Source organism: Streptomyces sp. WAC 06738 (assembly GCF_003945505.1).
Classification (GTDB): domain Bacteria; phylum Actinomycetota; class Actinomycetes; order Streptomycetales; family Streptomycetaceae; genus Streptomyces.
On record NZ_CP029618.1, the window covers coordinates 296,466 to 319,741 of the forward strand.

Consider the following 23,276-nt stretch of genomic DNA (forward strand, 5'->3'; position numbering starts at 1 on the left):
GGCCGTACGCCAGGTCAGACGGGTACGCGCACCAGCAGGCCCAGCAGCCGCTCCACCTCCGCCTCCGGATCCTCGGTCAGCCCGGAGTGCACCGGCCCCGGCTGCACCACCGTGCTGCGCGGCGCGACGAGCCAGCGGAACCGCCGCCCGGCGTCGTCCCCGGCCGCCTGCCCGGCCCGCTCACCGCCGCAGCCCACCTCCTCCACCGCGCGCAGCGCGGCCCGTACGCCCGCGAGGTCCACCTCGGGGTCGAGGGCGAGCAGCCGGCGCTCGTCGAGGTCGGTGCGCGCGCACAGGTAGGAGTGAGCCCGGCAGTACACGAGCACCCCGGCGTTGATCTGCTCGCCGCGTTCGACCCGCGGGACGACGCGCAGCAGCGCGTACTCGAAGACCTCGCGCCCGCTCATCGCGCCCCCTTCCGCGGTGCCTTGCCCGTCAGCCACGCCGGCGCCTTCGAAGGACCGTCCGCGCTGCGCTCGCCGACGACGACGCGCTCCAGCACCCGCGGCGCGCGGGCGGCCAGCGTCTCGACGTACGCGGCCCGCACCTCCGCAGGCGACCCGAACCCCGGCTCGTCCGCCAGCCACTCGTCCGGCACCGCGGCCACCGCCTCGGCCAGCAGCCCGGCGGTCACCCGCGGCGCCAGCTCCGCCGCCGCTGCGGCCACGTCCGGGCCGAAGGGGGCGAGCGCGTGGTCGGAGGCGTCGTACGGCTTGTCGGCGGCGGCCGCGGCGGAGGGCCAGTTGTGGTGCCAGATGAGGGTGGCGCCGTGGTCGATGAGCCACAGGTCCCCGTGCCAGACGAGCATGTTGGGGTTGCGCCACGACCTGTCGACGTTGCCGACGAGCGCGTCGAACCACACCACCCGGCCGGCTTCCGCGGCGTCGACCCGGAAGGCCAGCGGATCGAAGCCGAGCGACCCGGGCAGGAAGTCCATCCCGAGGTTGAGCCCTCCGCTGGCCTTGAGCAGCGCCTGCACCTCTTCGTCCGGCTCGGAACGCCCGATGACCGGATCGAGCTGCATCCCGACCAGATCCGGCACCCGCAGCCCCAGCCGCCGCGCCAGCTCCCCACTGACCACCTCGGCGACGAGCGCCTTGCGGCCCTGCCCCGCGCCGGTGAACTTCATGACGTACGTACCGAGGTCGTCGGCCTCGACGACACCGGGGAGCGACCCACCTTCACGCAGCGGCGTGACGTAGCGGGTCGCGGTGACTTCTCGCAGCGTCATCCAAGCCCATCCAACGTTTCCACCAAGCAATCGAGGGAGGCGGTGGGTGATGCGCCCATTGCTTCCGGCCTCCGGCAATAAGTGAGCATAGTAACTGAGGGTGACGTGGAAGCCGTCCTTCAGAGCCTCCTTCGAGTGATCGGCCTCCGCCCTCAGCAGGTTCGTCGTCGGCGTAGGGAAGCAGTCCTTGACGGCCCCGTCCGCGAACGAAGGGGGATCGGACCGTCAGACCCGGACATGCGCGGCCGCCCAGGAGGTGTGGTCGTACGAGGTGGAGCCGTTGGCGTCCCGGACCACCAGCCGGAGCAGGCGGACGCCGGTGACGTCCACGTCCACCTCCCGCGGCCCGGTGGCCGCGGTGAGCGTGCCGCTCTCGTACAGCAGGCGGTCGTCGCCCCACACCTGCGCGGCCGTCGCGCCGTTCGCGCTCTGGGAGGCGGAGAAGTCGTCGATGCCGACGACCGCGGTCAACCGGGTCGCGGCGGCGCCGAGGTGGTAGACGATCTCGGAGGGGGCGTGCACGCCCAGCCCCTTGGCGTAGGTCACCCCGCCGAAGCCGATCGGGGTGCCGTCGCCCGCAGCCTGGCGGCCGTTGCTGCGGTCCCGCTCCACCGGCCCCCAGCCGTTGCTGGCGGACACCCACTCCAGGTCGCTGAGGAAGCTGTCCCGCCGCGGCGCGGGCGGCGGCACGGCCACCGTCCGGGACGCGGGGTAGCGCAGGGCGGCACGGCCGTACGCCGCCGTACCCTCGGCGCGCAGCAGGCGCGTGCCCGCGGCGGCGTCGCCGCGCGCCGGGGTGACCTCGACCGTCGTCCGCAGGACCGCGCCCGGCCGGAGCACGGCGGCGCGGGCCGGTCCGGCGGGGCGCAGCAGCCAGCCGGCGGGCGCGTGCAGGCGGATCCCGGCGTCGGTCCAGGCGCGGTCGGAGCCGTTGGCGAGAATTGCGGTGACGGTGAAGGGCTCACCGGGATAGGCGATTTCCGGGGACTCGATGCGGGTCCCGAAGCGCTCGCGCTCGTACTCCCCGGCCCAGGACGACCGCAGCAGGCCGGTGAGCTCGGCCACCACGCCCGGGTACTCGGCGGCGACGTCCCTGGTCTCCCCCGGGTCCGCGGCCAGGTCGTACAGCTCGAAGTCCCACGCGGCGTCCGGCACCTCCCGGTCCCGGCCGGGCGCGAACCGCACCGCCTTCCAGTCGCGGCGGCGCACGGACTCGGCGAGCCGGAGGATCCGGCCGCCGTCGACCGCGTTGGCGCGCTTCGTGGAGCCCGGGTCGTTGCGGTACCAGTACAGGTGGTGGTGGACCGGGGCCGGCGCCGGGCGGGCGGCCAGCAGGGACGCGGCGGAGAGCCCGTCGATGTCTCGCGGCGCCGGGGCGCCGGCCACTTCGGCGAGGGTCGGCAGCAGATCGGTCAGCGGCGTGGGCCGTTCGCTGACGCCGGGCCGTACGGTCCCCGGGCGCCAGGCGATCAAAGGGACGCGTACGCCGCCCTCGTAGAGGTTGCGCTTGTAGCCCCGCAGCGGCCCGTTCTCGTCGAAGAGGTCGGGGTCGACACCGCCCTCCTCGTGCGGGCCGTTGTCGCTGGAGAAGAGCAGCAGGGTGTCGCGGTGCACGCCGAGCCGGACCAGCGCGTCCACGACCGCACCCACCAGCGCGTCCAGCCTGGCGATCTGGGCCGCGTGGCCCTTGTCCGCCTCGCTCCACGGGCGGTCGGCGTACTCGCCCTGGTCGGGGATGTCGCTGGGGGCGTGGGGCACGTTGGGGTTGAGCATGAGGAGGAAGGGCTCGCCGGCGTGGGCGTCGAGGAAGGAGACGGCCCGTTCCTGGAGGAGGTCGATGACGAAGGCGCCGCGCGCGCCGTCGGCGTTCTCGGGGATCTGCTCCTTCGCGCCGTTGTGCCAGAGGTACTGCGGGTAGTACTGGTGTGCGTGTCCGTGCGTGATGTAGCCGTAGAAGTCCGTGAACCCGCGGGCGTTGGGGTGGCTCGGCTGGTCCGGCTCCTCGGGCCCGAAACCCCACTTGCCGATGCACGCCGTGCGGTAGCCGCGGCCCCGCAGCACCTCGGCGAAGGTCGTGTCGTCCGCGGTGAGGGAGCCCTGCGGGCCGCCGAACGGGTTCTCCCGTACCCGCCCGTGCCCCGCGTGCACCCCGGTCAGCGCCGCGCAGCGCGACGGGGCGCACACGGCCGCCGCCGAGTACGCCTGGGTGAACCGCAGCCCCTCGGCCGCCAGCCGGTCGAGCCGGGGCGTGCGGACGAGCCGCTGCCCGTACGCGCCGACACCGCCGTACCCGAGGTCGTCGGCGAGGATCACGACGACGTTGGGCCGCCCGCCGCCGCCCTGCGCCGCCGGACTCCGGCCTTCGGCGCGGGCGCTTCCGGGGGGCAGCGCGGCGAGGCCGAGCGCGGCGGACCCGGCAAGGAAGTGACGACGGCTGGACACGGCGCAGCTCCTTCACAGAACACACGCCGCCCACGGGCATGTGGGCGGCATCTCCGTGATCGTGCGTGGTCACAGGGGTTCCAGGCCATACACGGCTTGTGAAGTACCCGTGAAATCCCCCGCCCGGGCGGCGCGTTTGGCGCTAACCGCGTGACGACCCGTCAGCCACGGACCGCCGGAATCGCGGGTACGCCGCCAGCCGGCCACACCGCAGGGGCGGGCTTCACAGGGTGCGGAGCACCGCCAGAGCCTGCCCGGTGTCAGCGGAACTTGAGCCCTGTGGCGGTGGCGACGTCCCGCAGGTCTACGTACTTGTAATTGGTGCCCTCGCGGGGTTCACCGTCGTCGCCGGTCGCCGTGGGGGTGTCCGTCTCGTCCTGGATCACTGCGAGCCCCTGCGGGTACGCCGAACCGAACGACTGGTTGACGATCTCCAGGCTGTCGGTTCCCTCGGCGCCGTCGATCGCGCCTGTGCCCGGGCCCGCGACGACCCGGAAGCTCTTCACGTACGCGTTGTCCTTGGCCGGATCGCGGTCGTACATCGCGAAGGTGCTGTCGCCCTGGCTGGAGACGACGAGATGGCCACCGCCACCCGGCCGGTCGATCAGTGTGATGCCCTCGACATCTGCGGTGAGGTGATTCCCGCCGAAGCCGGAGTCCTCGCCGGGGACACACTCTTCGGCGTCGGGATCCCAGGTGGCGGGGGTGCCGTAGTCCCTGACCTTGTCGATCAAGGTGGGCTCGCCGGTGAGATCGGCGCGCATGCGCCAGACACCCACGTCTTCCTGGCCCGCATAGAGCATGCCGTTCGCGGGGTCGACGCGCATGCCCTCAAGGTAGGGTTGCTCGCCCGGCTCCTCGCACGGGGTCCAGGTCGTGCCGTCAGGCAACGTGAAGCTGGTGGGGAAGCCGGCTGTCCGGATCTTGCGGTAGCCGTAGGTGCCGCCCGCCTCCTCCGTCAGCTCCAGCAGCGCTACCTGGTTGGTCAACTCCTGGGTGACGACGGCGTGGATCCGGCCGGTCCTGGAGTCCTTCCACGAAGCCAGCCCGTAGGCGGTGGCCTGCTCGTTCACCTCGTCCTGGTCGGCCGAGAAAATGTACGGGGCGGCGTCCTCGGCGGTGACGTCCTTGACGGGGCCCTCCGCGCGGTCGCGGTCGATGCTGTAGATGACCAGCTTGTCCCGGCCCCGGTCGGTGGCGATGGCGAGGTTGGCGCCGTCGATGACGTCCACGTTGTTGATGCGGCCCGGCTCGTCCTCGGCGCCGGGCGCCTTCGGAGCGGGCAGGGATTGGACCTCGCGCGCCGAGAGGTCGTACACCCGCAGGCCGCCGACCTTCGCGGTGCCGAGCACCAGACTTTCGGCCGGGTCGTCGGGGTTGCGCCAGATCGCCGGGTCGTCCGCAGTGGCCTCGCCGCCTGCCGCGTCATCGAACAGGGTGGGCGTTTCGGCCTTGGCGCCGACCTCGGCGACCGTGGGCTCCGCATGAGCGGGCGTGGCCACGACGGCCGTCACGACCGCGGCTGCGGCGATCGTCAGGCAGCGCTTGCGGAGTGCCTTCGGTGCGTGAGACATGGATGCCTTTCCGGGGGATGGCTATCGAGCATGCTGGAGGCGACAAGTGACAAGTGCATGCAGACACATGGCCACACCGTGAGGACATCGTGAACACTGAGGCCCCGGACTCCTATCGATGACCCACCCCTCCCCGGCGGCATTGCAACCCCTCACCTCTCGAAGAGCGGGGCGAAGTCGTGCACCATCAGGTCGGCGCCTTTGAGTTCGGTGGTCGTCTCGGCGTCAAGGATGTCCGCGTGTATCAAGTCGTATCCCTTCTCCACCGCACGTTTCCTGATGTGGGCTGCGATCTCCGGGCCCACGTGGTCTTCCCAGCCGGGCGCGTAGGTCGCCCCGCCGGCGGGTCCGAGGGGCAGGACGATGCCCGGCGGGCCGGGGCGGTACGGGGTGAGCGTGTCGTCGCCGTCGATGAGCCTGCGGATGTTGGCCGCGACGACACCGGCGTGGTCGATGGCAGCGCTGGCCTGCTTGGCCTCGGGAGTCGCGATGATGTCGCCGAGGGCGAACACGCGGGGCTGTCCCGGCAGCCGCAGGTCGGGCGTGACGGTGAGCCGGCCGTCCGGCCCGCGTGTGGTGAGCAGGTCGTCGCCGAGGTAGTCGGTGGCGGGCGGGCCCCCGTAGCAGCGGAACCAGATGTCGGCCGTGAGACGTTCGCCCGATTCCAGTGCCGCGGTGAATGTCTTCGCCTCGCCGGGTTCCGAGGGGGGCTCCTCGCGCAGCCGGTCGCCGAGGATGACGCGGACGCCCAGGGCGTCGAGTTGGCGGTGCAACTCATTGCGGAACAGGTCCGGGTAGTCGCCGGGGACGATCGGGTGGCCGGGAGCGACGATCGTGATCGTTTTCTGGGGCCATGCCGAGGCGAGTTCTCCGGCCAGTTCGAGGCCCACGGGGCCGGCGCCGAGCAGGAGGACGGCCTCGGCTCCTTCGAGGTTGTGGTGCGTGGTGCGGTAGGCGCGTCTGGCGGTGTCGCTGTCCGGGGTGTGGGGCTTGGCCGGGAAGGGGTAGGCCGATCCGGTGGCCAGGACGATGTGCTCGGCTTCGACGCGGGTGCCGGAGGCCAGGGTGACGGATGACGCGTCGACGCGGATCGCCTCGTCCTTGAGGAACGTGCCCCGGCTGAGCAGGTTGTCGTAGGGGAAGAACAGCCGGTCCGTCCATCGCGGGTCCACCAGACTTCGCAGTGCGGCGATGTTGTGGACGAAGGCGTCGCGGGGGTCGATGAGGACCACGTCGGTGAAGGCGTCGAGCGCCTTGGCGACGGTGATGCCTCCGTATCCGCCGCCGACGACGGCCACGGTCGTGTGCATGGTGTGCTCCTGGTCGTGGATGCTGCGTGTCATCGGGGCCGGTGGGACAGGAGGTTCGTCGGGGTGACGGTGCGTACGTGCACCACGGCGTCGAACCACTCGTCGAGCGGGCCCGTCGTCAGGTAGTGGTCGTGGTCGGCGGCCGCGTCGTAGATCCCGCCGATGCCCCGCAGCCGGTGCGGCCCGCGCAGCCATGCGGCGACCGGGTCCGGCCGCGGCGTGCGCAGGTCGAGCACAAAGCGGTCGGGGCCGGCCGCGGTCAGAACGGCGTCGGCCGAGTCGGCGCTCGGCGGCGGCACGTGCTGCCCTGGGTGGAGCCGGCTCACGTCGCCCTGCCCGAAGGCGATGAGGAGCGAGAAGTAGCGGCTGCCGAGTCGCCGGCGCAGCTCGTGGCCGACGCTCCGGAAGCTCTCCAGCGGTGTGACGGGTTCCAGGCGGGCCGCGTTCGCGGTGAACGACATGCCCTCCCAGTACGCGACCTTGACGCCGTCCTCCTGGACAAGCCTGGTCATCGCCGCCACCGACCGGCGCCGGACGGCGGCGTAGTCGTAGCCGCCTCCGGCGAAGCTGGCGGTGTGGAAGTCCACGATGAGCCGGGCCCTTTCCAGCGCATCGGGTCGCTCGGCGGCGCCGGGGAGGGCGGCGACGAGCCGGAGGGCGTCCTGTGCGTGGTCGGCGAAGCGCCGCCCGGGGTGGGTGCCACGGCTGTGCTGTACGTGCTCGGGCACCTCATGCGCGGTCACGATGGTGTCGTAGTGCCGTCGCACCGCGTCGTACGCCTCCTCGCCGCCCATCTGGGCCACCTGGTCGAGCACGGCCCGGTAGTCGGCCGGCCGCGCCGCGGGCGGCTGCAGCCCGACCAGCCGCAACGGATCGCCGGGCTGACGCTGGTTGAACGACCGGGCCCACTCCACGACCGCGAGCATCTCCTGTGTGCGCCAGGGCACCCACAACTCCCTCAAGGCGGTCAGCGGGTCACCCGCGCCTGTACGGACGTAGCTGTCCAAACCCGCGACCGCCGACTCGTCGTCCTGGATGGCGAGCACCCGGAATCCCAGATGCTCCACCAGGACGCGCAGCACCCGGTGTCCGAGAACCGTCACCTCGTGAGCGGCACGAGTCGTCTCGCCGACGCCGACGATCGCCGCGTCCGCCAGCATCGCCTCCAGCGGCCCGAGATCGGCGAGTGGTCCGTTCGGACCGCTTTCCGTCAGCGCGTGCGTGTGCGCGGTGATCCACCGTCGCACCGCGGCAGACGCGTCGTTTCGTACGCCCGTCACCCCTCGCTCCCCTCTCCGGACCCGGTCTCACGCAGATGAGCCTAGGAAGCGGCGACGAGACAATGAATGCGTGACTGTCGCAGATCTATACGCGCACGTATCATCTGCCGTTGCCGAATCGGATCCGACAGGTGATGCAGGTCGCCCCATGGACGTTCTCAGTGATGTGATCTCCGCTCTCCGGGTCGGGCGCCCGGGTAGCGAGCGGGTCGAGTGGTACAGCCCCTGGAGTCAACGGTTCGCGGACCAGCCCGGCACCGCCGGTTTCCTCGTCGTACTCCAGGGCACGTGCTGGCTCATCGAGGAAGCCTCCCCTCCGGTCCGGCTGGATCCTGGCGACTTGGTGTTCTCTCCGCAGGGCAACGGATACGCCCTGGCCGACAGCGCGGACACGTTCCTGATCGGGCAGTCGAAGGCCACCTCGGTGCCCCGGCACGCTGTGGGCCGGGCCGACGGGGCGGAGCCGCCCACGCGCGACCCCGGCGGCCGGCCCCACGCCGTCACCCTGTGCGGCGGCTACCGACTCGCTCCGCACCCGCTGCACCCCCTGCTGCGCGAACTGCCCGCGACGATTCACATCCCCGCCCGGCCGGGCCGGCACCCCGAGTTGCGGGCAGCCGTGGACATGCTCGGCGCCGAACTCGACAGCCGCCGGCGGCCGGGCACGGACGCGCTCGTGGCCGTCCTGCTCGACATGCTGCTCCTGTGCAGCCTGCGCGCCTGGTTCGAGGAACACCGGGACACCGGTACAGCCGCCAATTGGGGCGCCGCCCTCGCGGACCCCGGCCTCAGCACCGCCCTGAACGCCATCCACGACAACCCGGCCCACCCGTGGACCGTGCAGGAACTGGCGGACAAGGCCCGGATGTCCCGTGCCACGCTCTCCCGCCGGTTCACCATCCTCATCCGGCAGTCACCACTGGCGTATCTCACGTGGTGGCGGATGAATCTCGCCGCCCAGCTACTCGAGACCGAGCCTTCCGCTCCCTTGGCCGCTGTGGCAAGCCGTGTCGGCTACACCTCCGAGTTCGCCTTCGCCACAGCATTCAAACGCCACTTCGACCTCTCCCCCGGCCGATACCGCCGCCGCGCAACCGCTCCGCCCCATGAACAACCCGGGCCGCCCGGCCAGTGAGGCGAGGTGGGTGTCGCTGGTGTGTGAGACCGGCGCGACCAAAGCAGCGGCGAAGGACGACTCCTCTGCCCGCCAGGCCCGTTGAGCAGTAAGCATGATCTCGCACGGAAATCGCCCGTACCCGGATACCGGCAGACGTACTGCAGACCTCGTCGCCCCCGAACGGATGACGGATGCAGGCTATGTACCGGACATCGCGGTCCACCCTGGGCGAGTGGGTGGCGGCGCGACCACTTCGTGCAGCTCGGCGGCGGCCTGGGCCATGAGTTCAGCGAGGGTGGTGTCCGGCTCGGCTAGCCAGCGGGGCATGGCGCGCCGGTGGATCGCCAGCACCACGTCGACGATGAAGCGTGCTTTGCCGGGCTCGACGCCGCGGCGCTCGAGCGCCGGTGCCAGCGCGTCGGCGATGTCGGCGAGCTTGATCAGATCACGCTCGGCCAGTGCCGGGTTGGCGGCGATCACTCTTCCCCGGCGCAGCAGGAACTCGCGTGAGCGGAAGATCTCCTCGGCGGTTCCCAGTGCGGTCAGCAGCGCCTCGATCGGGGTGAGGCCCGGGTCCGCCGCCTCGACCTGGGCGACGAGGTGGGCCTCGAGTTCGTTGCCGGCGAAGAGGACTTCCCGCTTGTCGGGGAAGTAGCGATAGAAGGAGCGCTCCTTCAGACCGGCGGCGCCTGCGATCTGCGCGACCGAGGTGCGCTCGAACCCCTGTTTCTCGAACAGCTCGAGCGCCGCGCGTTCGAGCCGGCCCTGTGCGTCGGATTCCCATCGCGGCATACCCGCCAGGGTACGACAACAGGAGCTGTTATCGGCTGGTACGGTCGATGACAACAGATGCTGTCATCAGTCGGGAGATCGTCGTGAAGGCTCTGCAATTCGACCGGTTCGGTTCCCCGGACGTGATCGTGCTCCGCGACGTCCCACAGCCGGAGCCGGGACCCGGCCAGATCCGGATCGCCGTGCGGGCGTGCGGCCTGACACCGGCCGACTGGCACGTCGTCGACGGTCTCCTCGCCGACCATCTGCCACCGCTGCCGCGCGGGCTCGGCCTGGAGGTCGCGGGCACCGTCGACGCGCTCGGCGAGGGCGTCACCGGCATCCGGACCGGCGACCGCGTGTTCGGCCCGGCCACCTTCGACGGCCCGACGGCCGGCGCCGCCGAGTACGCGCTGATGCCGGCCTGGGCACGCATTCCCGAGGGCGTAACCGCCGAGCAGGCCGCCGCGCTGCCGATGGCGGCCGAGACGGCGTGGCGCGCGCTCGACGATCTCGGCGTCCAGCCGGATGAGCTGCTGCTCGTCCACGGCGCGGGCACCACCGTGGGTGAGGCGGCGGTGCGCTTCGCGCTGCACCGGGGTATCCGGGTGATCGCCACAGCCGGGCCGACTCGGGCCGCCGCCCTGGAAGAGATCGGCGCCCAGGTGACCGCCTACGGCGAGGGCATGGCCGAACGCGTCGGCGCACTCACCCCGGGCCCCGTGGACCGCGCCCTGGACACCACGCCGACCGGGGGCCGGATCGACCGCGCCGATCAGCCCAGCCCGGCCGGCGGCTCACTGCCGACCTTGGTCGAGCTGACCGGGGATCCCGACCGTGTCCTCACCGTCTCGGACTTCGCCGCCGCAGCCGAACTGGGCGTCCGGATCACCACCGAGATCCGCTACGACCAGATGAAGGAGTTCGCCAGGCTCGCCGGCGAAGGCATCCTGGTCGTACCGGTCGCCCGCACCTACACCCTCGACCGGATCCAGGAAGCGGCCAAGCTCAGCCAATCCCGCCGCCCCGGCGGCAAACTCATGCTCGTCCTGTGATCACCTTGCCGGCCTGGTCAGGCGAAAGGGGCCCGCACAACCCGGTGATCACACGGTGACCGCACCCGTTCCCGACCAAAGGTCCTGCAAGATTGCGAAGTCACACTGGAGTACTAGCCGTCTCCCATGAAGATCCGCGGAAAGTCGGCGGGGTCTGCGGTCGTGATCTGGCCGGCATCGGGAGGAGTGATCGCCACCGCGACGCCGAAGTCCCAGAACTCGGTGACCTTCCAGCTCTGACGACTGCCGGCGGCGTTCTGGATCGCGATCCGGCGCGCTAGGCCCGCGTCGTCCAGCCACACCTCCGCCGGCAGCTCGCGCAAACGACGGAAGGGCCCTTCCGGCACTTCGATCCCCGTGGACAGGAGCTCGTCCGCCGCCGCGATGTCGACGGTGAGCCGATAGTGAGTGGTGGCGGCGTCACGGATGCTGTCCGTACCGGCCTCGATGATGTCATCATCGGCACCGAACAGGGCATCCAGTGGCCAGAGCGGATCCTGAGGGCCGCGTGGGCCATCCCGGTCGCTGTCGGTGAAGGCCAACCAGGAATCACCCGAACGCAACAACTCGGTCGCTCCGACGTAGAGCATCTCGTGCGATCTGGTGAGTGCCTCTGGCACATCCTGCAGGTCATCCCGGATATGCCGGGGGAAGAGCAACTGGGACACTTGCGCCACGCCAGCCGCGAAATCGACCACGCCCTCGCCGAGTTGCTCCCACTCCTCGAGTGGCGGCGCACCGAGATGCAACCCATACGACAACCGCGCAGGACCGGCCGCCGAGGTTCGCGCAGCAGCGGCCCGCACACGAGCAGTGTCGGCCTCGAGACTCCCCGCCATGCTCCGATCCCCTCGTCGCGAATAACCCACGCTATCCGGGTCGGAGGGGCGAGAACAGCCAGGCCGACGCCTGCCTGGTACTCACGGTCGGCAATGCCGGCCGGCACGGTCCCGTCGACGGCGAGCTCCGGCCGGCCGCCTTCGAGCCCATCTCGCTGACAAGCGTCGACCAGGCGGGCAACGAGATCGGCCAGAACGCCGTACGCCTCCTCCTGGAGCGCATCGCTGGCCGCAGGCCTGCCGTGGGGATGCGCGCTCGTCCTCTTGACCCCTCCGGTCGGCGCTTCTACCGTTTGGCCGGTTTGCCGACCACTGTTCGGTATATCGAGCGATGCTCCGTCGTCGAGAGGACCCGACGTGAAGCCCGTCCGCGCCCGTTCCCGTGTCTGGATACCGTTACTCCTGGCCCTCTCGGCGGTCCAGGTGGCGATGCCCGGAGCCGCCGCCGACGCGCCGCCTTCCCGGTCTGGCGGCCTCACCCCCGACCAGCGGTTGGACAAGGCCGCCGATGCGCTCACCGTGTGGGACGCCGACGACGTCCGCGGCAACCTCACCCTGCCGGACCGGGGCCTCCACGGCGCCCGTGTCTCCTGGGAGTCCACCGCCCCCGCGACCGTCTCCCGGAGCGGCGAGGTGCGCCGCCCCGCCCACGGCGAGCGTCCCGCCAGGGTGACCCTCACGGCCACGGTCGATCTCGCGGAGCGCCGGACCGAGCGGCGCTTCGAGCTGACCGTGCGCCCGCTGCCGGAGAAGAGACCGCTGAAGGGCTACTTCTTCCCCTACTTCGCCGGGGAGCAGTACGCCGACGGTGAGCAGGTCTACTTCGCCGCCAGCCGCGGCAACGACCCGCTGCACTGGGACGACCTGAACGGCGGCCGGCCGGTCCTGACCTCCTCCCTGGGCGAGAAGGGCCTACGCGACCCGTTCGTCATCCGCTCGCCCGAGGGCGACAAGTTCTACCTCCTCGCCACCGACCTCAGGATCCACGGCGGGCAGGGATGGGACCACGCGACGAGACACGGCAGCAAGCACATCGAGGTCTGGGAGTCCACCGACCTGGTCCACTGGTCCGGGCAGCGCCACGTGCGGGTCTCCGCCGACACCGCGGGCATGACCTGGGCGCCCGAGGCCACGTACGACGAACGGCTCGGCGCCTACGTCGTCTACTGGGCGTCGAACCTCTACCGCGCCGACGACCCGGACCACGAGGAGAGCGTCAACACCCGCCTGATGTACGCCACCACCCGCGACTTCCGCACGTTCTCCGAGCCCCGCGTCTGGAAGGACACCGGGGCCAACTCCATCGACGCCACCGTCGTCCGCGACGGAGGGCACTACTACCGCTTCAGCACGGACGACGGCGTCATCGGTTCCTGCACCGCCGACATCGTCCTCGAACGCTCCACGTCCCTCACCGCGGTCGACCTGCCCGGGACCGGACCCCGGAACTGGGAGCTGGTGGACGACTGCCTGAGGACCGATGCCGGCATGGGCTGGCTGGAGGGCCCGACGGCCTTCAAGTCGAACACCGCGAACCGCTGGTACGTCTTCATGGACGAGTCCTCCGGCCGCGGATACACGCCCTTCACCACCCGTGAACTGGCCGATCCGGACTGGAAGATCCCCGACGACTACGACATGCCCGCACGGCCCCGCCACGGCACGGTGCTGCCGGTCACCAGGGCCGAACTGAACCGCGTCCGGGCCGCCTTCCCGGAATGAGGCCGCCGGTCAGTCCCGCAGCAGGTTCCGCGCGACCTCCACGTCGGTGATGAGGGTGTTGATCCAGCCGCCGCGGATCGCGCCGCGGATCGCCGTCTCCTTGTCCAGGCCGCCGGCGACCCCGACGCGCCGTTCGACGGCACGGAGCCGGTCCGGGGCGATACCGATGATGCGGTCGCTGAACGGCGCGTCGACGAGCTGTCCGGCGTCGTCGAAGTACCGGGCGCAGACGTCGCCGACGGCTCCCAGTTCCTTGAGCTGCCGCCGGTCGTCCGCGGTGATGGCGTTGCCGGAGCGGCGCAGCAGCGGTGAGGGATCGAGGGTGCCGATGCCGAGGAGGGCCACCGTGAGCCGGGACCACGCCCGCATGGCCTCGGCCATGGCCGGCTCGCGCCCGAGCAGGTCGCGCAGTTCACGGCTGCCCACCAGGGCGGCCGAGGGGGCGAACACGGGTCGTGCTCCCGTCAGTTCCGCGAGGCGGCTGGTGAGCCTGGTCGCGTGCAGTTGCACCTCCGGGCTCCCGGCGCCGCCGATGATCTGCACGACCTCCCGGGCCGTGGACGACGTCTTGGCGCGCATGACGTTGACCGACTCCAGGAGGGTCGCGCTCCAGGACGACACGCCGATGACGTCGCCCGACACGAGGGTGGCGTCGAGGTACGTGGCGGTGGCGGCGGCCAGCGCGGGGGTCACCTCGGCCACGGCGCCCTCCACCTCCACGACGACGGCGTCGCGCAGTCCGTAGCGTTCGACGAGGGCGTCCTCGAGCTCCGCGTGCACGCCTTCGGGCGAGACGACGACGGTCCGCACCACGCCGCGCTGGACGGCTTCCCTGAGCAGGCGGGAAACCCGCGGCTGGGACATGTGGAGCCGGGCGGCGATCTCGGGTTGCCGCACCCCGCGCTCGTGGTACATGCGGGCCACCTTGACCAGGAGCCTCATATGGTCGGGGCTCGGAGTGGACAACGCCGCCGCCACCGTACCTCCCTCTCTTCTCGAATCCGGGCGTGCGGTCCCGTCCTCGGGCCGCACCTGCCGACGCGGGCAGACTACCGTCGCGTCCGTACGCGCCGGCGCACCGTCAGCGCCTGGCGAAGAGGCCGAATTCGCCGGCGTTCTCCTTGGTGACGAGTTCGCAGTCGATGGCCTGCTTCTCGGGCTGTCCCGTCTTGCCGGTCTCGATGAACTCGTCCGCCTGCCGCACCGCCTGTTCGGCTCCGAGTGCGGCCGGCTGCAGTACGGTCGCCCGCATGTGCCCGGCCTTGATCTGGGCGATGGCGTCCGGACTTCCGTCGAAGCCGACTACGACGACATCGGACTGCTTGGCCGCCTTCAGCGCGGCCACCGCGCCGAGGGCCATGGTGTCGTTGCCGGCGATGACCCCGTCGATATCCGGGTGGCGCTGGAGAATCGTCTCCATCTTGCTGAACGCCTCCTGCTGGTCCCAGTTCGCCGTCTGCCGGGCCACGCGCTTCATATCGGGGTACTGCGAAATCACATCGGCGAATCCCTTGGAACGCACACCGGCGTTGGTGTCGGACTCCTTGCCGGTGAGTTCGACGTAGTCGCCCTTCCCTTCCATCGCCCCGACGAACTCCTGGCCCGCGAGCTGGGCTCCCTGGGCGTTGTTGGAGACGATCTGCGCCTTCGCGATTCCGGTCTCGTTGATCTCGCGGTCGATGAGGAAGACGGGGATGCCGGCCTCGGTGGCCTTGCGGACCGGGCCGATCGACGCGTCGGCGCCGGCGTTGTCGAGAATGATCGCCGCGGAATCCCGGGCGATGGCGCCGTCGATGAGTTCGCTCTGCTTGTTGGGGTCGTCGTCGTGCGAGGCGACCGACGTGTCGTAACCGAGCTTCTCGGCCTCCTTCTTCGCCGCATCGGCCTCGGCCTTGAAGAAGGGGTTGTCCGACGGAGGGGTGATGATGGTGATCAGGTTGCTGCCCGAGGAACCGGAATCGGACCCGGACCCCTCGTCGGAATCACCGCACGCGGTGAGCATCAGCAGGGTGCCGGCGAGAGCGGCGGCTCCCGTGGCGGTGAGGCGGCGGTTGCGGTGGGACATGCTGGTCTCCTCGATTGCGGTCAGTGGGGTGCCGGGCCGTCGGACGGGGGCTTCGCCGGCCGGGCCGGCGGGTCGGAGGAGGCCGCCTCGTCGGCGCCCGCGACGGCGATGGCGGACGCGGCGGCACGGTGGCGCTGGAAGCGCTGCTGGCTCTGGTCGAGGACGACGGCGACGACGATGACGGCGCCCTTGATGAGCATCTGCCAGAACGTCGAGACACCGAGGATGACCAGACCGTCCGCGAGGAAGCCGATGACGAACGCGCCGACCAGCGTTCCGCGTACGTTGCCCCGGCCACCGGAGAGCGCCGCGCCGCCGATGACCACCGCGGCGATGGCGTTCAACTCGAAGGTCTCGCCGGCCTGGGGCGCGGCCGAGGTGAGTTCCGAGGCGATGATGAGCCCGGCCATCGCGGCGCAGGCGCCGGAGATCACGTACACGGTCAGCTTCACCCGCTTGACGGGGGCGCCGCTGAGCTGGGTGGCACGCTCGTTGCCGCCGGTGGCGTAGAGCCAGCGACCGAAGGGTGTCTTGCGCAGCAGCAGGGTGACGAGGCCGGCGAGCACGATCATGATCCAGACGGCGACCGGGAGGCCGAGGGGACGGCCCTGGCCGAGCCAGTCGAATCCGGTGTTGTACGTGCCGGGGTCGCCGGCGAGGTCCGGGTACGTGCTGCCGTCGGAGATGAGCATGGCGGTGGCGCGGGCCATGTACAGCATGCCGAGGGTGGCGATGAACGGTGCCACGTTCAAGCGGGTGATGAGGAAGCCGTTGACGGCACCCACCAGCGCCCCCACGGCGATGCACAGCACGATGACGGCCCAGACCTGCGGGTAGGCGACGGCGTCCACGAAGCCCAGGTGCAGACCCTGGAGCAGCTCACCGGCGACGACTCCGGAGAGGCCCACGGTCGATCCGACCGAGAGGTCGATGCCGCCCTTCAGGATGACCAGCAGCATGCCCAGGGCGAGTATCGCGTTGATGGCGACGTGCTTGGTCATGGTGATGACGTTGTCGACCGTGAGGAAGGAGTCGGACAGCAGGCTGAAGACGACGATGAGGACGCCGAGCGCGATGAAGGCGCGCAGCTCGAAGATCGAGTCGAGGGTCTTGAGCCGCCGGGCCTGCGCGGCCGCCGCGCGGCGCTGCCGCAGGACGACCTCGTGGTCCGTGGTGCCCTCGGCCAGGGTGTCACTCATCTCGTCCCTCTTCGGTCGACCCGGCTCCGTCGGCCAGGCTCATCAGGCGGTCGCGGGTGATCTCGCCGGCGCGCAGTTCGGCGATCAGCCGGCCGCGGGCCAGGACGAGCAGGCGGTCGGGAATGTGCAGCGCCTCCTCGGGCTCCGAGGTGGTGAAGACCACGGCCAGGCCGCGCGCCGCCTGCTCTGCCATCAGCGCGAAGACATCGGCCTTGGCGCCGACGTCCACGCCGCGCGACGGCTCGTCGAGCAGCAGGACGCGGGGGCCGGTCATCAGCGCCTTGCCGATGACGACTTTCTGCTGGTTGCCGCCGCTGAGTGCGCCGACGGGGGCGTCGGCGCCGGGCGTCTTGACGGTGACGTCGGTGATCATCGAGGCGACGGCGTCCTGCTCGGCGCGGCGCTGGAGGAGGATGCGTCGTACGAACCTGGTCACCGAGGCCAGCGACAGGTTCTGGCCGACTGTCATGGACTGCACCAGGCCGTCGCGCTGGCGGTCCTCCGGTACGAGCACCACGCCGGCGCGGATGCGCTTGCGGACCCCGGCCACCAGGGGCTTCCCGTACAGGCGGACGTCTCCCGAGGCGGCGGGCAGCCGGCCGGCCAGGCACTCCAGCAGTTCGGTGCGCCCGCTGCCCATGAGCCCGTAGACGCCGACCGTCTCGCCCGCGCGTACGGTCGTGGACACGCCGTCGACGGCGAGGCGGCCGGGGGTGGCGGGGTCGGCGACGGAGAGGCCGTCGATCTCCAGCGCGGGCGGGCCGAGGGTGGGCTCGCGGGCGGGGAAGAGGTCGTTCTGGTCGCGGCCCACCATCGTGCGCACGATCCAGCCCAGGTCGACGTCGCGCGCGGGGGCGGTGGCGACCATGCTGCCGTCGCGCAGGACGGCCACGTCGTCGGCGATGCCGAGGGCTTCCTCCAGGTGGTGCGAGATGTAGACGATGGCGACGCCCGACGCCTTGAGTTCGCGTATCACCCGGAAGAGGACCTCCACCTCGGGCGCGCTGAGCGCGGAGGTCGGCTCGTCCATGATCAGCACACGGGCGTCCTGGAGCAGCGCCCGGGCGATCTCGACCAACTGCTGCTGTCCCAGGCGCAGCTCGCCGACCGGCAGCCCGGGGTCGAAGCCGCCGTCGAGCCTGCCCAGCACCTCGCGGGCCAGCGTGCGCTGGGCGGCGGAGTCGAGCAGGGCACCGCCGGCCCGGGTGGGTTCGCGGCCGAGGAAGAGGTTGTCCTGGATGCTCAGGTTGGGGCAGAGGCTGAGTTCCTGGTGGATGATGGAGACGCCGTGGTCCGCGGCCTCCCGCGCGCCGGCGAACGCCACGGTCCGGCCGTCGAGTTCGACGTGTCCTGTGCTGGCCGGCTCGACGCCGCTGAGGATCTTCACGAGGGTCGACTTGCCCGCGCCGTTCTCGCCGAAGAGCGCGGTGGTGCGTCCCGCCCGGATGTCGAGCGAGACTCCCTTGAGCACGGGCGTGCCGCCGTACACCTTGGTGACGTCGGCAGCGCGCAGGACCGGCGGAGCCTGCGCCGCGGCGGGCTGTTGCGCGGCCGCGGTCATGACGTGCTCTCGATGGAGATCGGCGTGACGGTCAGCACGTCGGCGGTGAGCGGCGTCATGGCGCCCGTGACCTCGACCTGCTCGCCCTCGGCCGCCGCGGCGTCGAACTTCTTCAGCACCGTGGCCTTCACCTCGGCGTTCAGCGCGGTCGCCGCGTCGGCGTAGTCGACCTGGTTGACGAACTGGCCGAATTCGATGAAGCCGACGGCGTCCCGCAGCGCCGTGCCGTTGAGCGCGGGGCCCACCTGGACGGAGACGCGCGCGTCGGCCAGGCCGGGCACGGTCACCTCCATCAGCCCGCCGCGGGCCGGTCCCGCCGTGCCGGTGAGGGTGACGGCGTAGCTGTACGGGCCGGTGCCCGCCCGGTGGCCGTGGCGCTTGCCGGCCGCTTCCATGCCGTCGGCCATCGCCTCGTGCAGCGTGGTGATGTCCACCGCGTTCTTCCGGATGGCGGGCACGACCTTCGGTCCGTACGTCCTGGCGGCGTAGGCCGCCGGGTCGAACCCGGGCTTTCCGCCGGCTCCGGCCTCGCTCTCCGAGCGGTACGTGGTCGTCGCCGCGATCGCGATCGCGAGCAGCGCGGCGGCGATGAGGGAGCCGCGGCCGAGTGTCTGCCGGCGGCCGGCCGCACCCCGCCCGGGGCCTTCCGGGGCTGGTGTGTTCATGATGCCTCCTGCTCGTCCCTGCCGCCGAGGCTGCGGGCCGCCGTGAGGCGCCGACGCCATTTCGCGACCGCGCCGCGGCGCCTGGCGTCGTCCCAGGCGGGCCGGAAGGTCCGCGTCCCGCTGCCGGCGCGTTGCTCAAGCTCGCCGGTCGTCCACATGCCGAGGGAGAGGCCGGCCAGGTGAGCGGCTCCGGCGGCGGAGAGTTCGTGGTGGCCGGTCCTGATCACGTCGATGTCCGCGATGTCGGCCTGCAGTTGCATCAGCGCGTCGCTGCGGCTCATGCCGCCGTCCGCGCCGACCTGCCGCAGGCCGGGCAGCGCCGCGAGCACGTCCCCCACCTGGTGGGCGACGGACTCCAGGGCGGCACGCGCCAGTTGGCCGCTGCCCGTGCCCAGGTCGAAGCCCGCGAGCACCGGCACGGCGTCGGCGTCCCACCAGGGCGCCCCGACGCCGCCGAAGGCCGGCACCAGCGTCACGTCGCCCGCGTCCGCGCAGGATGCCGCCTCGATCAGCTCGTCCGGCGAGGTGCCGAGCACCTGTGCCAGCCAGGTGACCGTGCGCCCGGTGGAGCGGATGTTGGCCTCGTGGGCGTAGACCGTGCGGTCGGTCGACCACGCGATGGTGGTACAGACCCGGTCCGCCGGGCGGGAGGAGTCGGTGACCGTCATGACGGACGAGCCGGTGCCGTACGTGACCTTGACGATCCCGGGGCGCCAGCCGGCGTGGGCGAACAGCGCCGCGTGCGAATCGCCCATCACCGCGAGGACGGGGGTGCCGTCGGGCAGCGGATCGAGCCCGCGCAGTCCGCCGAAAGGCCCGGTCGAGGCGACGACCCGGCCGAGCGCCGCGCGGGGTACGTCGAAGAGGTCGAGCAGTTCGTCGTCCCAGTCCCCGGTGGCGAGGTCGAGGAGCTGGGTTCGCGAGGCGTTGCCGGCTTCGGTGACGAGGTCCCCGGTGAGCGCGTGGAGGAGGAACGCCTCCACGGTGCCGAGGCGCAGAGCGCCGGTACGGCTGCGGGCCCGGGCCGGGTCGTGCTCGTCCAGGAGGGCGGCCATCTTCAGCGCGGAGAACATCGGGTCGAGCGGGAGACCGGTCCTGCGCCGGATCTCCTCGTCCGCCCCGGCCGCCGCGAGCCGGGCCATGCGGCCGGTGCCGCGCCGGTCCTGCCAGCTCACCAGGGGCGCGACCGGCCGGCCGGTGGCGGCGTCCCACAGCGCGACGGACTCGCGCTGGGTGCTGAACGCCACGCCGGCCACGGCAGCGGCGCCGGCGTCCTTCAGGCAGTCCGCGACCGCGCTCCGCACGCTGTCCAGGAGTGCCGTCGCGTCCTGTTCCACCAGGCCGGGGCCGGGGTGGGACTGGGACAGGTGCGTGGCGGCCCGGGCGACGACGTCGCCCGCGGCGTCCAGCAGCAGCGCCTTGGTGGCGCTGGTGCCCTGATCGACGGCGAGCAGGTGGGGTCCGCGGGTGTTCACGGGACCCGCCCGAGTGCCGCGCGCGCGGCGGTGGCGATGCCGTCGGCGTTCAGCCCGAAGTGATCGAGGAGGAAGGAGGTGCTCCCGGTCGGGGCGAAGGCGGGTACCCCCACCATCCGTACCGGCACGGGATGGTGCTCGGCGACGACCCGGGCGACGGCCGCGCCCAGGCCGCCGGAGAGCAGCCCCTCCTCGGCGGTGACCAGGCACCCGGTCTCACGGGCGGCGGCCTGCACGGCGGCCGTGTCGAGCGGCTCGACGAACGGGGTGTTCAGGACGCGCGCCGAGATGCCCTCGCGGGCGAGGAGCGCGGCGGCCTCCAGGGCGCGCGAGACCATCGTCCCGATGGCGATCAAGGTGACGTCGTCACCTTCGGCGAGCCGTACGGCCCGGCCGGGTTCGAACGGCGCGTCCCCGGGGGTGATCGCGGGCACCTTGAACCGTGGTACGCGGATGTACGTGGGCCGGCCCGAGCGCGCGGCCCAGCGCACCGCCCTGCGGGTCTGCTCGGGATCCGCGGGCACGATGATCTCCATGCCGGGCACGGCGCGCATCCAGGAGATGTCCTCGACGGCGTGGTGGGTGGGGCCGAGCGCGCCGTACGCCATGCCGGGGCTCTGGCCGCAGAGCACGACGTGCTGGTGGGTGTACGCGATGTCGGCCTTGATCTGCTCCAGGGCGCGGCCGGTGAGGAAGGGCGCCGCGGCCGACGCGAAGGGGATGAACCCGGCGTTCGCGAGGCCGGCCGAGACGCCGACCAGATCCTGCTCCGCGATCCCGACGTTGATCAGCCGGTCGGGGAACTCCGCCCGGAACCCGACGAGGTTGCTGGAGCCGACGGAGTCGTTGCACACGGCCACGATGCGTTCGTCGGCGCGTGCCAGCGCGGCCAGTTCGGCGGCGAAGTCCGCGCGGCAGTCGAACGTCGGGGCCTCGGCGGCGACGGGGGTCATCGGTCCAGTTCCTCCAGCGCGAGACGGACCTGTTCGTCGGTGGGCACCTTGTGGTGCCACTCGACGCGGTCCTCCATGAACGAAACGCCCTTGCCCTTGACGGTGTTGGCGATCACCGCGACCGGACGGCCGGTCGTCGAGGGCCCGTACGCCTCCTTGATCGCCTCGTGGTCGTGGCCGTCGATCACCCTCACCTCCCACCCGAAGCTTGCCCACTTCGCGTCCAGGGGCTCCAGCGACTTGGTGTCCTCCGTACGGTCGCCCTGCTGCAGCCGGTTGCGGTCCACGACCGCGGTCAGGCCGGCGAGCCCGTAGTGGGAAGCGGTCATGACCGCCTCCCAGTTGCTGCCCTCCTGCATCTCCCCGTCGCCGAGCACGACGAGGGTGCGCCAGCTCTCGCCGCGCAGCCGCGCCCCGAGGGCGCAGCCGGTGGCGACGGGCAGGCCGTGGCCCAGGGGGCCGGTGTTGGTCTCCACGCCGGGCACCTTGAGCCGGGCGGGATGCCCGTTGAGCGGGGAGAGCGGCGCCATGAACTCGGCCAGCCGGGCCCGGGGGAAGAAGCCGCAGGAGCCCAGCACCGAGTACAGCGCCGCGGCGCAGTGCCCCTTGCTCAGGACGAAGCGGTCGCGCCGCGGGTGGCCGGGGTCGGCCGGATACGTCCGCAGCGTTCCCCACAGGGCCGTGACCAGTAGGTCCGTCACCGAAAGGTCACCGCCGACGTGTCCCATGCCCGCCGTCTGGATCGTGGTGAGGATGTCCCGCCGGACGGCCGTGGAGATCTCCGCGAGTTCCCCGGCGGCCTCGGCGGGCGACGCGGCGCGCAGCCGCGCACCGCGCGTGCGGTACGCCTCGGCCGCGGCCTCGTCGGGCCGCAGGGGGGCGGGCACCTCCGCGGTGGCGGTCACGCGGCCTCGCTTTCCGCGAGCGCACGGAACAGTGCCCGCTTCGCGAGGCGCTGGGCGGTCAGCGCGTCCTGCGCGGCCTGCGCGGCGGCGAGTTCGGCGCGGTCGAGATAGCCCAGCGCCCGGTGGAAGGCGCGCATGGTGCGGATGCCGGTCCGCGCGGCCTCGACGGGGTCCTCACGGAACGGGAACTGATCCAGTTGCCACACCCCCTGCCAGCCGGCGTCGTGCAGGGCGAAGAAGAACTCGAACGTCTCCAGCAGGTGCACGGAGCCGACGACCATGTCGTCGTCCCAGCCCCGGAAGTTGTCGTTGACGTCGATGGCGAAGAGCCGGTCGTGGGCGATCGCCATCCGGGCGGCCTCGGCCGGCGTCTCGCCCCCGTACAGCGAGTGGCCGAAGTCCAGCAGGACGCCGACGTTGTCCGCGCCCGTCTCCTGGACGGCAAGGAGGGTGCGGGCGACGGAGGACAGCACCATGCGGTTGCGCGGCTCGCGCGGCTTGTACTCGATCGCGAACTTCAGGTCGGGGAAGGCGTGCGCGAGTTCACGCAGCGCGCCCACGGTCTTGCCCCACAGGTCGGTGTAGTCGGCCTGGAAGGGGTAGTCGTAACCGTCCTGGCCGGGCCAGAGCTTGACGTAGTCCACTCCCAGCTCGCGGCCGACCTCCGCGGCGCCGGCGACGAGGTCGATCGCCTGCCGGCGGACGGCCGGGTCGGGGTTGGTGAAGCCGCCCTTGGCGAACGCGCCGGTGTACATCTCCGGGGTCACGGCGATGGCCCGCAGCCGCTGCTCGGCGAGCGCCTTCTTCACCTCGGCGGTGCCGATGTCCCCGGGCGGGAAAGGCCAGTTGAGATCGAGGACCGACAGGTCACCGACGGCACCCGCGAGCCTGATGGCGTCGAGGATGGTGCGCGGCTCACCGTACCCGTCCGTGGCGTAGCGGTCGACGTAGGTGGCGAAGTGCCAGACGCCGGCACCGTAGACGGGTTCGTCTCCTGCCGTCGGTTGCATATCTATGCGCTGCTGACTCGACATGCCGATCAAGCTACGAACCCGCCACCGCCACGTCAAGACCCGTGCGCCGCCGAAGAGTCCGTGAGGGTCGGCCTTTCG

20 protein-coding genes are annotated in these 23,276 nt (G+C 71.7%); 3 read left to right on the plus strand and 17 right to left on the minus strand.

All coding sequences use genetic code 11. The annotated features are described in order from the left end of the window. Nucleotides 1-14: 14 nt before the first annotated feature. The 6 genes from DMB38_RS01100 to DMB38_RS01125 all read right to left on the minus strand — a co-directional run bounded on the left by DMB38_RS01100 (nt 15) and on the right by DMB38_RS01125 (nt 7,837). Entirely contained in the window at nt 15-407 is a 393-nt protein-coding gene (locus DMB38_RS01100; protein ID WP_047014384.1) for a DUF3037 domain-containing protein, read from the minus strand. Beyond that, entirely contained in the window at nt 404-1,231 is an 828-nt protein-coding gene (locus tag DMB38_RS01105; RefSeq protein WP_125933544.1) for a HipA family kinase, read from the minus strand. The genes DMB38_RS01100 and DMB38_RS01105 overlap by 4 nt, the downstream gene beginning before the upstream one ends. Before the next feature lie 225 nt (nt 1,232-1,456). After that, nucleotides 1,457-3,673, minus strand: a complete 2,217-nt coding sequence (locus tag DMB38_RS01110; protein ID WP_125933545.1) for a sulfatase-like hydrolase/transferase — start codon at nt 3,671-3,673, stop codon at nt 1,457-1,459. A 260-nt stretch (nt 3,674-3,933) separates the two neighbouring features. After that, complete coding sequence (locus DMB38_RS01115) at nt 3,934-5,247, minus strand: phytase (RefSeq protein ID WP_125933546.1); 1,314 nt, start codon at nt 5,245-5,247, stop codon at nt 3,934-3,936. A gap of 152 nt (nt 5,248-5,399) precedes the next feature. Then, nucleotides 5,400-6,557: an FAD-dependent oxidoreductase gene (locus DMB38_RS01120; protein ID WP_125933547.1), complete on the minus strand. Its 1,158-nt coding sequence runs from the start codon at nt 6,555-6,557 to the stop codon at nt 5,400-5,402. Nucleotides 6,558-6,586: 29 nt separating this feature from the next. Continuing rightward, entirely contained in the window at nt 6,587-7,837 is a 1,251-nt protein-coding gene (locus tag DMB38_RS01125; protein WP_125933548.1) for an erythromycin esterase family protein, read from the minus strand. Nucleotides 7,838-7,985: 148 nt separating this feature from the next. Between DMB38_RS01125 and DMB38_RS01130 the strand changes: the two genes are divergently transcribed. Continuing rightward, nucleotides 7,986-8,972 (plus strand): AraC family transcriptional regulator, encoded by a 987-nt coding sequence (locus tag DMB38_RS01130; RefSeq protein ID WP_125933549.1) that lies wholly within the window; start codon nt 7,986-7,988, stop codon nt 8,970-8,972. Nucleotides 8,973-9,152: 180 nt separating this feature from the next. Here DMB38_RS01130 and DMB38_RS01135 read toward each other — a convergent pair whose 3' ends face one another. Then, on the minus strand, nt 9,153-9,746 hold the full coding sequence (locus DMB38_RS01135) for a TetR/AcrR family transcriptional regulator (RefSeq protein ID WP_125933550.1): 594 nt from the start codon (nt 9,744-9,746) through the stop codon (nt 9,153-9,155). 83 nt (nt 9,747-9,829) lie between these two features. On the opposite strand from DMB38_RS01135, the gene DMB38_RS01140 reads away from it, so the two are divergent. Beyond that, complete coding sequence (locus tag DMB38_RS01140) at nt 9,830-10,780, plus strand: NADP-dependent oxidoreductase (protein WP_125933551.1); 951 nt, start codon at nt 9,830-9,832, stop codon at nt 10,778-10,780. A 113-nt stretch (nt 10,781-10,893) separates the two neighbouring features. On the opposite strand, the gene DMB38_RS01145 is transcribed toward DMB38_RS01140, so the two are convergent. Next, nucleotides 10,894-11,619 carry a hypothetical protein gene (locus tag DMB38_RS01145; protein ID WP_125933552.1) on the minus strand — a complete coding sequence of 242 codons (726 nt, stop codon included), beginning with the start codon at nt 11,617-11,619 and terminating at the stop codon, nt 10,894-10,896. A gap of 429 nt (nt 11,620-12,048) precedes the next feature. Between DMB38_RS01145 and DMB38_RS01155 the strand changes: the two genes are divergently transcribed. Then, complete coding sequence (locus tag DMB38_RS01155) at nt 12,049-13,341, plus strand: glycoside hydrolase family 43 protein (protein ID WP_125933553.1); 1,293 nt, start codon at nt 12,049-12,051, stop codon at nt 13,339-13,341. A gap of 9 nt (nt 13,342-13,350) precedes the next feature. Here DMB38_RS01155 and DMB38_RS01160 read toward each other — a convergent pair whose 3' ends face one another. From DMB38_RS01160 to DMB38_RS01200, 9 genes are all read right to left on the minus strand, one after another. Beyond that, nucleotides 13,351-14,256 carry a sugar-binding domain-containing protein gene (locus DMB38_RS01160; protein WP_240661888.1) on the minus strand — a complete coding sequence of 302 codons (906 nt, stop codon included), beginning with the start codon at nt 14,254-14,256 and terminating at the stop codon, nt 13,351-13,353. Between the two features lie 166 nt (nt 14,257-14,422). Then, entirely contained in the window at nt 14,423-15,406 is a 984-nt protein-coding gene (locus DMB38_RS01165) for a D-ribose ABC transporter substrate-binding protein (protein WP_206337609.1), read from the minus strand. Nucleotides 15,407-15,426: 20 nt separating this feature from the next. Next, on the minus strand, nt 15,427-16,605 hold the full coding sequence (locus tag DMB38_RS01170; RefSeq protein WP_125933555.1) for an ABC transporter permease: 1,179 nt from the start codon (nt 16,603-16,605) through the stop codon (nt 15,427-15,429). Then, nucleotides 16,598-18,166, minus strand: a complete 1,569-nt coding sequence (locus DMB38_RS01175; RefSeq protein WP_125933556.1) for a sugar ABC transporter ATP-binding protein — start codon at nt 18,164-18,166, stop codon at nt 16,598-16,600. The genes DMB38_RS01170 and DMB38_RS01175 overlap by 8 nt, the downstream gene beginning before the upstream one ends. Further along, nucleotides 18,163-18,831 (minus strand): DUF2291 domain-containing protein, encoded by a 669-nt coding sequence (locus DMB38_RS01180; RefSeq protein ID WP_164715904.1) that lies wholly within the window; start codon nt 18,829-18,831, stop codon nt 18,163-18,165. Before DMB38_RS01180 ends, DMB38_RS01175 begins: the two co-directional genes overlap by 4 nt. After that, nucleotides 18,828-20,306, minus strand: coding sequence for an FGGY family carbohydrate kinase (locus DMB38_RS01185; RefSeq protein WP_125933558.1), 1,479 nt, complete (start codon nt 20,304-20,306; stop codon nt 18,828-18,830). The genes DMB38_RS01180 and DMB38_RS01185 overlap by 4 nt, the downstream gene beginning before the upstream one ends. Beyond that, nucleotides 20,303-21,259 (minus strand): transketolase C-terminal domain-containing protein, encoded by a 957-nt coding sequence (locus DMB38_RS01190; RefSeq protein WP_125933559.1) that lies wholly within the window; start codon nt 21,257-21,259, stop codon nt 20,303-20,305. Before DMB38_RS01190 ends, DMB38_RS01185 begins: the two co-directional genes overlap by 4 nt. Continuing rightward, nucleotides 21,256-22,164, minus strand: a complete 909-nt coding sequence (locus DMB38_RS01195; RefSeq protein ID WP_240661890.1) for a transketolase — start codon at nt 22,162-22,164, stop codon at nt 21,256-21,258. The genes DMB38_RS01190 and DMB38_RS01195 overlap by 4 nt, the downstream gene beginning before the upstream one ends. Continuing rightward, nucleotides 22,161-23,198: a sugar phosphate isomerase/epimerase family protein gene (locus tag DMB38_RS01200; RefSeq protein WP_206337610.1), complete on the minus strand. Its 1,038-nt coding sequence runs from the start codon at nt 23,196-23,198 to the stop codon at nt 22,161-22,163. Before DMB38_RS01200 ends, DMB38_RS01195 begins: the two co-directional genes overlap by 4 nt. Nucleotides 23,199-23,276 lie beyond the last annotated feature (78 nt).

Coding starts and splice junctions, on each gene's coding strand:
- DMB38_RS01100 (WP_047014384.1), bottom strand. CDS start 407: ATGAGCGGGCGCGAGGTCTTCGAGTACGCGCTGCTGCGCGTCGTCCCG.
- DMB38_RS01105 (WP_125933544.1), bottom strand. CDS start 1,231: ATGACGCTGCGAGAAGTCACCGCGACCCGCTACGTCACGCCGCTGCGT.
- DMB38_RS01115 (WP_125933546.1), bottom strand. CDS start 5,247: ATGTCTCACGCACCGAAGGCACTCCGCAAGCGCTGCCTGACGATCGCC.
- DMB38_RS01120 (WP_125933547.1), bottom strand. CDS start 6,557: ATGCACACGACCGTGGCCGTCGTCGGCGGCGGATACGGAGGCATCACC.
- DMB38_RS01130 (WP_125933549.1), top strand. CDS start 7,986: ATGGACGTTCTCAGTGATGTGATCTCCGCTCTCCGGGTCGGGCGCCCG.
- DMB38_RS01135 (WP_125933550.1), bottom strand. CDS start 9,746: ATGCCGCGATGGGAATCCGACGCACAGGGCCGGCTCGAACGCGCGGCG.
- DMB38_RS01145 (WP_125933552.1), bottom strand. CDS start 11,619: ATGGCGGGGAGTCTCGAGGCCGACACTGCTCGTGTGCGGGCCGCTGCT.
- DMB38_RS01155 (WP_125933553.1), top strand. CDS start 12,049: ATGCCCGGAGCCGCCGCCGACGCGCCGCCTTCCCGGTCTGGCGGCCTC.
- DMB38_RS01160 (WP_240661888.1), bottom strand. CDS start 14,256: ATGTACCACGAGCGCGGGGTGCGGCAACCCGAGATCGCCGCCCGGCTC.
- DMB38_RS01165 (WP_206337609.1), bottom strand. CDS start 15,406: ATGTCCCACCGCAACCGCCGCCTCACCGCCACGGGAGCCGCCGCTCTC.
- DMB38_RS01170 (WP_125933555.1), bottom strand. CDS start 16,605: ATGAGTGACACCCTGGCCGAGGGCACCACGGACCACGAGGTCGTCCTG.
- DMB38_RS01175 (WP_125933556.1), bottom strand. CDS start 18,166: ATGACCGCGGCCGCGCAACAGCCCGCCGCGGCGCAGGCTCCGCCGGTC.
- DMB38_RS01180 (WP_164715904.1), bottom strand. CDS start 18,831: ATGAACACACCAGCCCCGGAAGGCCCCGGGCGGGGTGCGGCCGGCCGC.
- DMB38_RS01190 (WP_125933559.1), bottom strand. CDS start 21,259: ATGACCCCCGTCGCCGCCGAGGCCCCGACGTTCGACTGCCGCGCGGAC.
- DMB38_RS01200 (WP_206337610.1), bottom strand. CDS start 23,198: ATGTCGAGTCAGCAGCGCATAGATATGCAACCGACGGCAGGAGACGAA.